Below are 14,878 nucleotides of genomic sequence, written 5' to 3'. Positions count from 1 at the left end.
ACAGCGTGTAATATTAATTACAGAGTGCTAGTAATTGTTACTTATACCTAACTTTAAAAATATTTCAGAAAAATAAAGAGATTAATTAACTTCAGTTATTTAGTGTGTTAATAAAAAATATTAATACAGTTCCGCATTGTTTATTTCTTTAGATAATGATTAGAAGATAAAGGTAGAGATTATGATTTCAGGTATTTTAACATCACCAAATATAGCTTTTGGAAAGGCTCTTCTTATACGCGAAGAGGAAATTATTATTAATAATCAGAAGATTTCTGCTGAGAAAAAAGACAAGGAAATTCAAAGATTTTTTGATGGACGCCAAAAGGCTACTGAACAGCTTAAAAGTATTGCAATCCAAGCTAGTCAAACTTGTGGAGAAGGGAAAGAAGAAATATTTGAAGGACATCTAATGCTTTTAGAAGATGAAGAGCTAGAAAAAGATGTTGTGTCGTTAATTAAAGAAGAATTATATACTGCAGATGCGGCTGTTTTTACTATAATTAATTCTCAAGTCAAAGCGTTAGAAGAGTTGGAGGATGAATATTTAAAAGAGCGCGCATCTGATATTCGTGATATTGGAAAGCGTTTATTGAAAAATATTCTTGGTTTACATATTATAGATTTCAGTGCCATTAATGAAGAAGTATTGTTGGTTGCCAGAGATCTAACTCCATCAGAAACAGCGCAACTCAATTTGAAAAAAGTTTTAGGTTTTATTACTGACACTGGGGGTAAAACCTCACATACTTCAATCATGGCTCGTTCATTAGGACTACCAGCTATTGTCGGAACGGGAAATATTACGAGTAAGGTTAAAAATGATGATTTTTTGATTTTAGATGCGATTAATAATAAGGTTTACATTAATCCATCTGAGGAAAAAATTGCGGAATTTAAGATTTTAGCTCATCAATATGCTCTTGAAAAAAATGAGTTAGGCAAATTAAAAAATCTTCCAGCGATTACTTTAGACGGTCATCGGGTTAAGCTAAGCGCTAATATTGGGAGTGGGCGCGATATTATAGGTATAGACCGTTATGGAGCAGAAGGTGTTGGACTTTATCGTACAGAGTTTTTATTCATGGATAGGGATTCATTACCTAGTGAAGAAGAGCAGTTTCAAGCTTACAAATCCGTAGCAAAAACAGTAGGAGATCAGGGTGTAATTTTACGAACCATGGATATTGGTGGTGATAAAGATTTACCATATATGCATCTTCCTCATGAGGCTAATCCTTGTCTTGGTTGGCGTGCTATTCGTATAGGTATGGATCGCACAGAAATCTTACATGCTCAGTTACGTGCTATTTTGCGTGCCTCCGTTTTTGGTACATTGCGAATTATGTTCCCTATGATTATTTCTGTTGAAGAAGTTCGTTTTCTAAAAGAGCAGATAGAGATTTTAAAAGTTCAGCTGCGTAAAGAAAGAAAGGATTTTAATGAGACAATTGAAATTGGTATTATGGTAGAAACGCCCGCTTCTGCGGTGATCGCTCACCATTTAGCAAAAGAAGTTGATTTCTTTAGTATTGGAACAAATGATTTAACACAGTATACTTTAGCTGTAGATCGCGCTAATAATTTAATCTCCCATCTTTACAATCCTATATCTCCATCTATTTTGATATTAATCAAACAGGTGATCGATTCTGCTCATTCTGAAGGAAAATGGACAGGAATGTGTGGTGAATTAGCAGGAGACGTACATGCTACTGTGTTGTTATTAGGTATGGGATTAGACGAGTTTAGTATGAGTTCTATTGCGATTCCATCTATTAAGAAACTTATTCGTAGTATTCAATTTAAAGAAGCTCAGCTTTTAGCAGAAAAAGCGTTAATGAAACCAACAGCGGAAGAATTAGTACAACTAGTTGATCAATTTCTTAAAGAATAATTGTTTGGAAAAGGGCGATATAATTTTTTATTAAATATAGTTTTATAAATTTATTCTACGAATATGCCCTAGTGAGTTTTTCTAAATTAGCATAAGCTGAACATTTATAATGATAGTATGTAGATCGTTTTTTGAATTTTTTTATTTATGAAATCACGATAGGTATTATTGTGTTTAGTATGTAATAATCTAAAAAGAAACATTCTTTTTACTTCCTAAATATTAAAACGATAATTTATAAAAATGATGAATGATTTTTAGATGTTAAATAGTCAATAATTGAATAAAAATTATATATGATCATGCTATATGGATAAGGGTTAAACCGATAGGGCGTTAAAGTATATTAATTATATATTGTTTCATTCAACTAAAAGAAAAAATCAAATATTCGTGTTAATTAAATATTGCTGATAAGATAATTATCTTATGTATTTAAAAATGTGAGAACCAATGTCTTTAAGATTTTATGTAGAATCAATTTCTCTTATATTTAATTAGACTTTTATTAATCATGCTTAATGAACTTCTTTCACGTTACCTCATGTGGGAAAATGTAGAAAAGAATAAGTCAATCTACTAATTAACCCATTAACAAGTGAGTTTTACTAAACTCGTATCAGGGCTAAAATGTAATGAAAAAGATTCTTTCTATTCAGTCCCATGCGGTCTTTGATCATGGAGGTAAAGTTGCAGCAAAATTCCTCATGCGACAGTGCGGTGCAAATGTATGGCCATTAAATACTGTACAATATTCTAATCATATTCAGTATGGTTATTGGCCTGAATCAGTGATGTCTAAAGATTATCTTATAGATATTGTTTTTGGAATTGGTGATATTAAGTGGTTAGAAACTTCTGACGAAGTACTAAGTGGATATCTGGGTTCTATAGAACAGTGAGAGGCAATATTCGAGATTGTGCGCATGGTCAAAGAAAACAATCATAACGCTTGGTATCTTTATGGCCCATTAATAGGTCGTACTAAACAGGAATGCGTTGTCGAATCTAGTATCGAAAAGTTTTATCCACAAGGATCACTATTAAAAAGTGATATTGTTATACCTAATTTTCTTAATTTGGAAATATTGAGTAGTCGATTTAGGATAACAAATATTGATGAGGCTATCATTACAGCTCATGTCTTTATTTTTCAGGGATCAAAAGTTGTTTTTATAAAGAAGTTATTCTGAGAAGGATGCTATAGGGATCAATTAGAAATGCTTTTAATCACTGCAGATCAAATATGGCATATTGTTCGACCATTAATAGATTTTGGTTTTTGTGAACTAGCCGAAGTGAGTGACTTAACTAACGGTGTATTGTTGGTCAATTTTCTTTATTCTTTTTTTCTAAAGAGTGCGATAGGGCACGGTGCAGAAGATTTGTATGCAGTTATTCTGAAAACGTATAAAATGGGTGATTATGAGCTGCAGTTAGTTGCAGTACAACAAGGTATTTTAGAACCAATGATCAATTTTACTGTTGTCAAGGTTTTATTTTTATAAAACTTTATCCTTGAAAGGAGGCGCTTTTAATACGTTCTTGAAGACTAGACTGGATGTATTGATGTTCATAGAACATGAATTCGATCATAGCTAGTAGTTAGAGCATGAAGTACGATTAAACCTCATGCATTCGGATCATCTAGTGTTTTTGGATGGCGGTAGCATTATACTAAAGGAGTACTATTTCGGATATCAGGCTACCTGGCTGTATTATATTCTGAATTTAGTGGTCGCTATCTTGTTTAAATATCTAGAAACCTAGATGGAGCACTTACTCGTTAATATGGTCCTAAGTTCAGGTCGTTAAGATATGATTGAACAGTTGCATCATCAATGCGTCATTATAGGTATTGCAGGCGCATCTGCCTCGGGAAAGAGCTTGATTGCTAGTACACTCTATCATGAAGTTCGAGATCGTTTTGGTGATGATAATATTGGTGTAATTCCTGAGGATGCTTATTATAGAGACCAAGGACACCTTACTATGGTTGAACGGGTTAAAACTAATTATGATCATCCAAATTCTATGGATCACAGTTTGCTTTTAGAGCATCTACAAATTTTAAAATCAGGTCACCCTATTGATCTTCCGATATACAGTTATGTTGAGCATACTCGTACTGGTCAAACACTTCATATAAAACCAACAAAGGTTATTATCCTTGAAGGAATTCTTCTTTTAACTAATATTCAATTGCGAAAAGAAATGAATTTTTCTATTTTCGTTGATACCCCTCTTGATATTTGCCTTATGCGTCGTATTCAGCGTGATGTCAATCAGCGCGGTCGTTCTATGGATTCAGTAATAGCTCAGTATCAGGAAACCGTACGACCCATGTTCTTGCAATTTATTGAACCTTGTAAACAATATGCTGATATCATTGTACCACGAGGAGGGAAAAATCGTATTGCTATTGATATTTTAAAAGCAAAAATTAATCAATTTTTTGAATAATCTATTTACAACAAATAAGAGAGAATCAAATAAGTTGATGATTTTCATTTTATTTTTACGATCTATAAAGATTACTCTATGGTTTAGAGGATCCAGGATACACAGACCAATTTTACTTTTTAATCTTTTTTTCTAGGCAGAAATTGGGTACGTTTTAAAATGTAATTTTTGTATTCATCTATATCGAATATAGATGCAGACTTTTTTCATCAAAAAGATTTGTTGAATAATTATTTAGGATGGAATGGATAGTTTTAAATATATAGTTTTCAACTTTTTGGCTCATAGAGGAAACATACTCTTTATCTTACTATCTATATTAAGACTGGTTGATTCAGTTTGGTATTATAAGAGCATTATGATTATTTTTAATTTTGATTCTATAGAATATTCATTCTATTAAATTTTGTTCTTTTTGATAGTAGTTAGTTTTTCCGGTGATCTTTTAGATGACTAACGCTGATCCTTAAGTATCAGAAATGGAAAGATTTATTAATGATTTCTTTAAGATCGAAGAGATAGTGATGATGAAGTAAATATTAATTGTGTCAATATGAATATTGATATTTTAATATTTATTGGGGATTGATTTGTATTTCCAGTTGTTTTGCTAAAGATTTGTGTAGATTTGAATATATTTTATTTTTGCAAAAATGCAACAGAAAAGAGATCTATTAAGATTTCATTCTTTCAGAATAATAAGAAATTTTCTTGATTTAAATTGTTTTAAATTTTTTCAAGATATTAAGGATATTATATTTTTAGTAAATTTTAATATGTATTATACAATAGAGGAATCTATATATATTATAGTCATTGATCGTTATATACTGTTATGGTATGAGTACATTACTTGGATTGTGTAGTGTTAATTAATATATTTAATTAAATTACATGTAAGTTTTAGTATAATTTTTTTACTATATTTCTACATATGAATATATTATTAATTTTTACTTATAATAAATAGTGTAACAATGAGTGTTAGATATATTTAAGTGTGTTAATATCTTTCATTAATAAAAAATAATTTATGAGTAATGTTATTTGTCTTAATATTGACTAATGTGTAGTATGAGTAATACATTATATTAATATCAATTGATTATTTATTAATAAGAATCAATTGTTATAATTTGATAATATATGAATATGAGATTATATTAGTCATCATGTTATTATCTGATAACAAGTCTTATTATTAATAAGAGATTTTTAAGAGTATATTAATTTTTCTTCTTAATAAAATAAGAAAGATATATTTGATAAGTTTTTTTATTTAAAATTGACATTTTGCTTTCTATATGTCTAAGTTATAGACTTATAAGTTATTCAGAACGAATTAAATATATTTAATATTTTATTATATAGTTATAGTGTGGTGTTTTTCTAATATTTTAATATGAAAATATTTTTTCTATACTAGAATATATTCTATTAATAATTATATAGATTTTATATTAAATAAATAAATGACTACTATATCATATAGTTATCATATAGTAGTTTTAGTTAGTGTTGAAATTAATTTCATACACTTAATTCTAACTATGATAAAGAATTATGTTACTTCATATGAATATTTTTATTAATTTATTCTCTGATAAAAGATGATGTATTTATAGAGATCTCATATGTAAATTATAACAATTTTTAGATAATAATCACTCCAAGATAAGATCGGAGATAATAAATGGCTTATTTCTTTCTATAATAAGAGGTAATATTTTTATTATTTTTTTATAAAAAAGTGATCCTATTTAGTTTTCTACAACTTTTCTCATAAATTCTTATGATTCATGGTCAGTCTCTTATAATTGTGATTAGAAATTTTGTTCTCATTATGATTATGATTATTAATGATTATAATTTCGCATAGTTGATTATTAGAATCTATTTATTGTGAATTTATTCATAAAGATTTAGTTGTAAAACTATTATTTATGCATATGGATTTGTAAAATTATTTTGTCTATTAAAATAATTAATATTATTGAAGCGATTGGTTTTCTCATATTTTTTATTAGATTTATTTATTAAAAATATATAATCTATACTTTCTTAGAAAGAATTTTAGATTAATATAATTAGGTTTTTTAGTAGATTAAATGCTATATATTAGTTAATAAATACTTACATAAGAGTGCCTATTATTTCTTGTATAGAATATTATATCATTTTTAATGATATCTTTTTTATTGAGATTAGTAAAATTATACTTAATGGATGCTTTGATTTAGTTCTTTAGAGAGAATACAAATTATTTGCGATCTATGTTTTTAAGAGATAGGAAAGGTAAATTAATTACATGTGTGCTGAGTAGATTAGTTTGGTATATTATCAACAGTAATTCAGTAATAATATTATGAGATATGTCTTGAACAAGGTTCTTAGATAGTTAGGATATTATGTTAATAGGTATCAATCAAAACTATTGACATAATTAAGTTAGATTCTAATTAAATTTTTTTATTTAAAAATGTATTGATGTCTAAGTTTATTGCACTACTATTAGTAGTAATGCAAAAGTAGTAGTAATGTAGACAATTAAAACAGTGTCTACATTTCTGTAAATGTTTTTCAGGAATAATTTATTTATTGTATATAGACGGTTTATGTCGTGTGTATTTTGTGTCTATTATTTAGATAATAGATAATATAGTTAGATTTTTATTTTGAGTTTTTTTATTTACGTTCTATATTGAAATTTTTCACCATGACTATATTGGAATATTTAATTATTGGAGTATTTAATTATGAAGTTAAATAGATTTTTGGCATGTAATATATGGTTTGATTGATGACTTAATCTCTTATTTATAGTGAGATATATGTCTAGTATTTTTTAATTTTTAATTGTTTACTATAGATATTTTTTAGTTTTTTTAAAAAAAATTTAATGAGTAAGTTAAACTATGCGTGTATCTATTCTTAGTTTATTAATGAAAGTAATAATATCTTGACAGTGATTTATTTATTTATGTTATTTTAGAAAAATATTTGGTTATTATATTTTTAGTTTTGAGCTATATAGCCTTTTCTTTATAAAAGAAATCATAATAATTTTAAATTATAGTGATATTAGCAATTGATTATAGTTTTTTTCTTGAAAGTTATGCGGTATCTTGATAAGATTATTGTTTCTTATTATGTGATGTTGTGTATGAAAACTATTAATTTTAATAAGAAATTATTAATTATGGTTTAGGTTATTTTTTCAAGATCATTTTATATTATTTGAGTAATAATAGTAATAATATATATTCTATATGGTGAGAGTGTCTAATCTAGTTTATTAAAATTTATTATTTATTTATATATTGAGATTTTTTATATAGAACCTATCTTTTATTAGGTTGTATCTGATTATGATTTTGAGAGGTAAAATTAGTATAAATTAAGCGTTATAATTTTTACCAAAAAAAATAATTTCACATTCATATAACTAAAGATTTTTATTGAATTTAATCTAAATGGTTAAATAAATTGTTTTATCGTTAAAAGATAATAGTTTTATGTATTTAGTAATTTGTTTTTATTAGATATATAGATCTAATGTAAAATGGTTTTGAATATCATATTATAAAGTGTCTTTAATAATTGATTAATAGAATAAAGAATTATTGTATTCAATACTCTTATTAAATGGTTCTTAATATTCTACACTATGATAGATTAAATTTAGACTATTACTTATCTAGTTTTTTTATTGATGGTAGTTTAGTCTAGATGATTTTCTGTAATTATAAGATTAATTGATATATATAAAGTACGAACTTTAGGTTCTTTGTGATGTTATATAATTTTTATTTAGAAATATTTATTACCTGTTTCCATATATTTTTGAACCAGTTAGTGATTTTTTGATGATTCATGGTTTGTTTTGTTTTGTTTTCTTTTGTTTTTTGACATAGAGGTCTTTCTTCTTCAGTCCACATTGGGAGAATGCGCCATACTGTTTTATCATTACATATCCAAGTACCGGAAAAATTAACATTCATTAATTGAATATTGTGTGGTAATTGTAATTTAAGAGGCATGGGTTCATGATATTCCAGATAGCGTTGATATAATCGCATTGCACCATTTTCACCGTATAAGCGAGTAGGCTGATTATTATCGCGTCCAATCCATGTAATTGTAACAGTTTTTCCATCGATGCCTGCAAACCAGCTATCTACTAAATTATTAGTGGTGCCGGTTTTTCCTGCTAATTGAGCATGAGGGAATTGAACACCTAATGATACTGCTGTACCACGATTGACTACTTGTTGTATTGCATACAATGTTAAATAAGCTGCTTCGATTGGTACTGTTTGTTTTAATTGTGGAAAACTTTGGTACAGAATGTCACCGTCTGCAGACATTACCGATCGAAGAGATGACAATTGTGCACGATTTCCACCACTAGCAATAGTCTGAAATGTTTGTGCCACTTCAATTGGTGTTAGGTTTAAAGCTCCTAGAAGGATAGATGGGATTGGTTGTAATTGATTGTTTGGAGCACCAAGACGAGCCCATGTATCTATTATGGACGTAAGTCCAAGTTGCATTCCAAGAGTAACTGCAGGGACATTGAGTGAGTTAGTTAGGGCATCAATTAGCATAATGCGATCACTAAAATATCCTGAGTCATTTTTTGGTTGCCAAATTTTTCCATTTTTTTGTTTTAGGGATAAAGGGTTATCAGAAATCCATGTATTCAGTCCATAGAGATTAGGATGGCATAAAGCAGTTAAGTAGATTGCTGGTTTTGCAAGTGAACCTATTGATCGCCTTGCTTGCAATACTCGATTGTATCCTGCAAATCGTGGATCGGCTCCCCCAACCATAGCTCGCACTTCACCGCTAAAGCGGTCCACAACTATCATTGCAGTTTCTAGATCCTGTATACCTTGTTTTTTTCGAAGTAGAGCTATTTCTTTTGCTACTGATTTTTCAGCGGCATTTTGAGAGACGGGGTCGAGTGTAGTAAAAATTTGTAATCCAGATAGATCCTGAATTTTATCTCCTATATTAGCGTGTATTTCATTGCGTACCATTTGCATAAATGCTGGTTGCGGTGTAATCACACCACCTTTAGGTAGAATACCTAAAGGACGGGAGCTGAACAGTTCATAACTATCTGATTTTATTATGTTCTTCTGTGCTAGTAAATGTAATAGAAAGTTTCGACGTTTTAATGTAAGTTGTGGATGACGCCAAGGATTGTAAAGAGAAGCTCCTTTAACCATACCGACTAGTAAGGTTTGTTGATCTAGACTTAGTTCATTTACCGGACGGCCAAAATAGTATAAACTTGCTATTGGGAATCCTCTTAGTTGATCATTTCCAGCCTGTCCGAGGTAGACTTCATTAAGATATAGCTCAAGGATTCGATCCTTTTTATAACGCGCCTCTAAAATAATAGCCATATAAGCTTCGTTGATTTTACGCCATAGAGAGCGTTGATTAGTGAGAAATAAGTTTTTTACAAGTTGCTGAGTGAGAGTGCTTCCTCCCTGTACTGCATGACCGGCCATAAGGTTCATAAATAAGGCACGACCAATTGATCTAATATTGATTCCACAGTGTTGATAAAAGCCACGATCTTCAGTTGTTAGCAATGTATTTACTAGAAAATTTGGAAATCCTTTTCTCTCTACAAACAAGCGCTGTTCACCGTTAGGTGATTGTAGTAAAGTAATTAAACGTGGATCTAAACGTAAAAATCCAAAATTTCGTCCGTTTTTAAAATTTTTAATTTCATCTAAGTAATTATTTTTAAAAGTCAGAATTGCATGTATTTGCATTTCTTTTTTATCGGGAAAATTAAAAGTGCGACGTATTATTTCAATGTTTTCATCCTTGATAGAAAATTCACCAGAAGAGATAATATTTTTCACTTGTCGATAGTGAGCTACTTTTAAGAATTGGATAACTTCTTTTTTAGTGTAGAAGGAATGGGGTTGAAGAGTGATTACTCGGCCATAGACTGAGGCTGGTAGTTGCCATACCTTTCCATCAATCCGAGTTCGAATTTGGCTATCAAGCCAATATCCGTATATAGTTATGACTATAAGAATGATACAAAAACTATTGATTATTAATTTAATCCATCTATTTTTTTTATGTATATTGAGCATAACTTTTGTATTCTTCATTAAATTCATCTCTTTTCTAATCTAGATCTAGAGTGTTTTTTGTTTTTTCTTATGATTTTTTATATTGTATAAAAATAATTTTTTCTCTTTTTATTTGTTGACTATTTTTTCTTTTTATGCTCAATTAAAAGTTAATAATTAGAATAATGTTGGTGATTAATATAATAATAGTAAGAGACATAGTCATTATTAAGTGTTAATCTCAATTTAAAGATAATTACACTTGCCTTTCTTATTTAGTGATTATATGATCTGATTTTTTTAGATATCGATCTATAAAGATATAGTGATTGTGATCTTAAAAATCATATACTAGAGTTTGAGTAAGTTTATATCCATGAACATATATTCCAGGTTTTATCATCTGATTATATGTCTCTTTTTGATAATATAATGAGATTTTTCTGTAGCGGTGTTTTGATTGTTTTAATATGATCAAGGTGCTTCGATTTTCAGATTAAAAGGACAAGTGCTTTAGACTGTGAAATTAGTTAGTTATATTTATTGATTAGTAGTTTTAATGATTGTGACAATTAAATCTGGTATGTTTGATTTTTTTTCTATAATATAGCAGTATTATTCATATGTATGATTAAACGATCGATCATAGTTATAGGATGGATGTTTGATTGATTGGAGAAATATGATTAGATAATATCTATTATAGAAAATAGATTGCATAGTTTTCTGATTATCTTTTTATCGTATTATATTGAGTTTTAATGTATTAGATTTATGAAATATGTACTCATTAATTAAAAATAATTAAGTTAAAATTTTATATATATATTTGTAAGGTGTTTGTACTGAATGATATGCTATGAAGAAGTGACTGCATAATTTCTTGTAAATGTTATTTAAAATTTGAGTTTTATAGAGATTTACAAAGTTTTAAATAATCTATTTTAAAAGATAAAAGTTTTTATGAGTTTAGCATATACATAAAAGTCTATCGTATATTCTTTAGCATACAATTAGGATCAGTTGCATGGATAAAGATCGATATATTCTTTATTTTATTATTCTTGATCTAGCTAGACTTGTATATCATGTTATGATAGCTTTATCATAAATAATGATTTTATTTTTGTAAGTCATCTTATTTATTTTTAGAATATTTATCATATTTTTTAACTGGTTTATTATATGTTCGTCTATATATATATTAATCAATATATTTTGAATATTTTTCAAAAATATCATAATATATTATAAAAATGTTTAATAAAAAATAACATTTTGACTCAGAGATAAACTGTTCTGAATCATGTTTCGTTAAAAAAATAAATATGAGATTTAATGATTATATACATTATAATATAATTATTAATTTTTATATGAAATATTGAGTCTCTAGGTAAGTAACTCCTATAATAAAAGGAGTTATCTTCGTAGACTAGTAAAATATCATATAATATTTTATTATATTATTTTTTTAAGTGTAATTGCTATAGTCTATAACTATAGATATCTTTGTAAGATATAAGATATGTTCTTATTTGTTAATAAGATTCTTATGTCATGTAATATGTTATTATTACATATTTTTTTGAAAGTTAGTAAATAAAACTTTCCATTTTAATTTATTAGAGAACTAGAGATAAATGAGTTTTCAATAGATGAAGTAGGTATTTTTAATACTGGAAAAGATCGGATGTGGTTATGGCTTACTGAGAGTAAGCCTATCTTTATTTAAGGTATAGAGATAATGTGAATTTTTTCATAAAATTATAATTTGATTTTTATATTGTTGTAAAAGTAATCAAAATAGTGAATTTATTTCAAAAAGAGGTGTCCTAGTTTTTTGGCTTTGGTATCTAAATACTTTGTGTTATTAGGATTACGTCCTACGATTAAAGGCACGCGCTCAATAATATTGATACCTGATTCTGTAAGCATTTGGACTTTTTTAGGATTATTAGTTAATAATCGAACTTTATTAACACCAAGTAGTTTAAACATATCTGCACAGATACTGAAGTCACGTTGATCTGCTTTGAATCCTAATTTGTGATTAGCCTCAACTGTATCACATCCTAGATCTTGTAGTGCATAAGCGCGTATTTTATTTATCAGCCCAATGTTTCTTCCTTCTTGTCGATGGTAAATAAGTATTCCAGAATTTTGTGTAGTAATCTGTATTATTGCTTCTTCCAATTGAAAACCACAGTCACAGCGTAAACTAAATAGTGCATCTCCGGTTAGACATTCTGAGTGTACACGGGCCAGAACAGGTCGATTCTTAGAAATATCACCAAATATTAAGGAGACATGATCTCTTTGTGTATTTAGTTCCTCAAAACCAACTATTCGGCAATTCCCGAAGGGAGTAGGTAGATTAGCTTCTGCCACTCGTTTAAGTTTCATATTAATCCCCATAAAATCTAGATGTTACGTGGATTTACTGAATAGATGAGATTTTTGGGTGTGTATTGTTGGTTTAATTATAGAAATCCTATAGTACAACATAGATATTGTTTAGCCTACGAAAATACCATTTAGGTGGTAAGTAAGAATGTAAGTGAGGATGATTACCCATTAACAGGATAATCTGAACTAAGAATATTAAAGTAGCTATAGATCTTGAGTTCTGAATTTTAATAGTGTTTTATTTTTAGTAGTTATTATTGTTATCTATAATAGATCGTTGGTTATTTTTCATGGTTTTTCAGTAAATTGATTACTAAATCGCAGACATTTTATTGATATAATAGCATGCATTATGAATGGTTCAATTTCTATAATTTTTATTAATTTAAAGAGTTATAATTATTTTCTTTTTTTAATAAAAGTTTGTTAGAAAACTTTGTATCGTTAATTTTTTTATTACAGTTTTCCACTGTTTGAGATATGGCTTTTCTTAAATTAATTTAATGTTTGGTATGCTATGTTTTATATAGCATTGATGAATTGTGACTAAATGTATTGTGACTATATTCTTTCGTTTGTATTGTACTTAGGTTATAAGTTGCAAAGTAGTATGAATTAAAATCTATAGTTTTATTTGTATGGTGTTATTTGAGGATTTCATATAATTTTTTTAATTTTATTTGTTTGGTATTTTACTAGACTATTCAATGTTATAAAGCAGTTGTGATATTCATTAAAAATAAAAAAATATACTTAAGTGCTTTAGTATATTGAATCTCTTTTAGAGGCAAAAGATAGAAGTGTCATGAAAATAGAAGCGCCCATATTAATATAACGATAACATACTTAATTATTAATAATCCTTAGCTTATTTTAATTTAAGATAAGAATTAGATTTTTTTCTTATGTTTCTTAAACAACACGAGATTTGTATAAATACATACAGAAATATTCTGATGTATGAGTATATTTTTTGATTGCCTAGTCTAGGTTTACTAGATTATTTTTATTATACTTATTTTGTCTTAATTTTTTTCTACTGAGAAATCAAATATTGATTTTCTCTCTAGAAAATATAAAAATAATATGATATTGTATATTAATTATTTTTAAAGTGCAATATTGTTTAAGTTAATGAGTGGGATTCTTAGCGATTAATTTCAATATTTCAATGTCCTTATAAGGATATAATCAATATGTTAGATATATTCAAACGAATCACAATAGGCTCTTTAATACTATTGCTAATGCCTGTATTAGTGATATTATCTGGATGGAAATGGCAACCCATGGATATAGGATGGGGTCATGTATTGATGTATGGTATTACTGCAACTATAAATGACACATGGGTGATATGGACAAGTATTATTTTATGTAGTTGGTTTGTTTATTGTCTGCGTTTTTCTTTTAAATCGACTATTCTTTTGATTATTATCTTGATTTCATCATTGATGATTGGAGAAGGTATAAAGACATTTCTTAAGAATCATGTAAAGGAATTACGTCCTTATAAATTATGGATTTCAGAAAACTACCAAACGAATGTATCTAATGTTATGCAAGAAAAGGATCTTGCATTGCAAGATAAAGCTTTTATATGTTCATTGGATACAAAAAAATTTCCACAATTCCTAATTCAGCATTGGTCTCATTCAAATAACTTTTCTTTCCCTTCTGGACATACTCTTTTTGCTTGCACTTGGGCTTTGATTGGTATAGGTGTTCTTTGGCCACGACGTTATTATTGTACTGTAGTAATAATTATGATTTGGGCTTTAGCGGTTATGGCTAGTCGTCTGATTTTCGGAATGCACTGGTCAATCGATCTTATTGTTGCGATTATTTTTAGCTGGATATTAGCAATATTGGTTACAATATTATTAGAAAGACTGAATTTTATAAAAACAAAAAGTGTACGTAGAAAATGTTGAGTATATATTACTAGTATTATTCTGTTTTATTTTATATCTTATTGATTGTATCTGCTATTGTAAGATATCAG

General features: G+C 27.9%; 7 protein-coding genes and 1 pseudogene. 6 read left to right on the top strand and 2 right to left on the bottom strand.

Annotated features, from left to right (window positions below):
• Window positions 1-181 precede the first annotated feature (181 nt).
• The 5 genes from ptsI (at window position 182) to udk (ending at window position 4,360) form a co-directional block, all read left to right on the top strand.
• Complete coding sequence (ptsI, locus tag HACICURT3053_RS02035) at window positions 182-1,897, top strand: phosphoenolpyruvate-protein phosphotransferase PtsI (protein WP_157992080.1); 1,716 nt, start codon at window positions 182-184, stop codon at window positions 1,895-1,897.
• 635 nt (window positions 1,898-2,532) lie between these two features.
• The gene (locus HACICURT3053_RS03395; protein WP_232037550.1) at window positions 2,533-2,799 is read left to right on the top strand and encodes a carbohydrate kinase family protein; all 267 of its coding nucleotides are present in this window, start codon (window positions 2,533-2,535) and stop codon (window positions 2,797-2,799) included.
• 18 nt (window positions 2,800-2,817) lie between these two features.
• Window positions 2,818-3,090, top strand: coding sequence for a carbohydrate kinase family protein (locus tag HACICURT3053_RS03390; RefSeq protein ID WP_232037549.1), 273 nt, complete (start codon window positions 2,818-2,820; stop codon window positions 3,088-3,090).
• 27 nt (window positions 3,091-3,117) lie between these two features.
• Window positions 3,118-3,405 (top strand): carbohydrate kinase family protein, encoded by a 288-nt coding sequence (locus HACICURT3053_RS03385; protein WP_232037548.1) that lies wholly within the window; start codon window positions 3,118-3,120, stop codon window positions 3,403-3,405.
• A gap of 310 nt (window positions 3,406-3,715) precedes the next feature.
• Window positions 3,716-4,360, top strand: coding sequence for a uridine kinase (udk, locus tag HACICURT3053_RS02025; protein WP_157992079.1), 645 nt, complete (start codon window positions 3,716-3,718; stop codon window positions 4,358-4,360).
• A gap of 3,806 nt (window positions 4,361-8,166) precedes the next feature.
• Here udk and mrcB read toward each other — a convergent pair.
• Together mrcB and ribA are read right to left on the bottom strand one after the other, a co-directional pair.
• Window positions 8,167-10,476 (bottom strand): annotated as a pseudogene (gene mrcB / locus HACICURT3053_RS02020) (bifunctional glycosyl transferase/transpeptidase); the annotation flags it as partial.
• Between the two features lie 1,803 nt (window positions 10,477-12,279).
• Window positions 12,280-12,870, bottom strand: coding sequence for a GTP cyclohydrolase II (gene ribA, locus HACICURT3053_RS02015; protein ID WP_157992077.1), 591 nt, complete (start codon window positions 12,868-12,870; stop codon window positions 12,280-12,282).
• 1,199 nt (window positions 12,871-14,069) lie between these two features.
• Here ribA and pgpB point away from each other — a divergent pair.
• Window positions 14,070-14,807 (top strand): phosphatidylglycerophosphatase B, encoded by a 738-nt coding sequence (pgpB, locus tag HACICURT3053_RS02010; protein WP_157992076.1) that lies wholly within the window; start codon window positions 14,070-14,072, stop codon window positions 14,805-14,807.
• The last annotated feature ends 71 nt before the right edge of the window (window positions 14,808-14,878 follow it).

This window comes from Candidatus Erwinia haradaeae, from assembly GCF_900698855.1.
GTDB lineage: Bacteria > Pseudomonadota > Gammaproteobacteria > Enterobacterales > Enterobacteriaceae > Erwinia_E > Erwinia_E haradaeae_F.
Note: the sequence above shows the minus strand (reverse complement) of the source record. Positions and strands in the feature narration are given on the sequence as shown.

What these genes read in the sequence shown, in the direction of transcription:
- ptsI (WP_157992080.1), top strand. Translation starts at nt 182, where the DNA reads ATGATTTCAGGTATTTTAACATCACCAAATATAGCTTTTGGAAAGGCT.
- HACICURT3053_RS03395 (WP_232037550.1), top strand. Translation starts at nt 2,533, where the DNA reads ATGAAAAAGATTCTTTCTATTCAGTCCCATGCGGTCTTTGATCATGGA.
- HACICURT3053_RS03385 (WP_232037548.1), top strand. Translation starts at nt 3,118, where the DNA reads ATGCTTTTAATCACTGCAGATCAAATATGGCATATTGTTCGACCATTA.
- udk (WP_157992079.1), top strand. Translation starts at nt 3,716, where the DNA reads ATGATTGAACAGTTGCATCATCAATGCGTCATTATAGGTATTGCAGGC.
- ribA (WP_157992077.1), bottom strand. Translation starts at nt 12,870, where the DNA reads ATGAAACTTAAACGAGTGGCAGAAGCTAATCTACCTACTCCCTTCGGG.
- pgpB (WP_157992076.1), top strand. Translation starts at nt 14,070, where the DNA reads ATGTTAGATATATTCAAACGAATCACAATAGGCTCTTTAATACTATTG.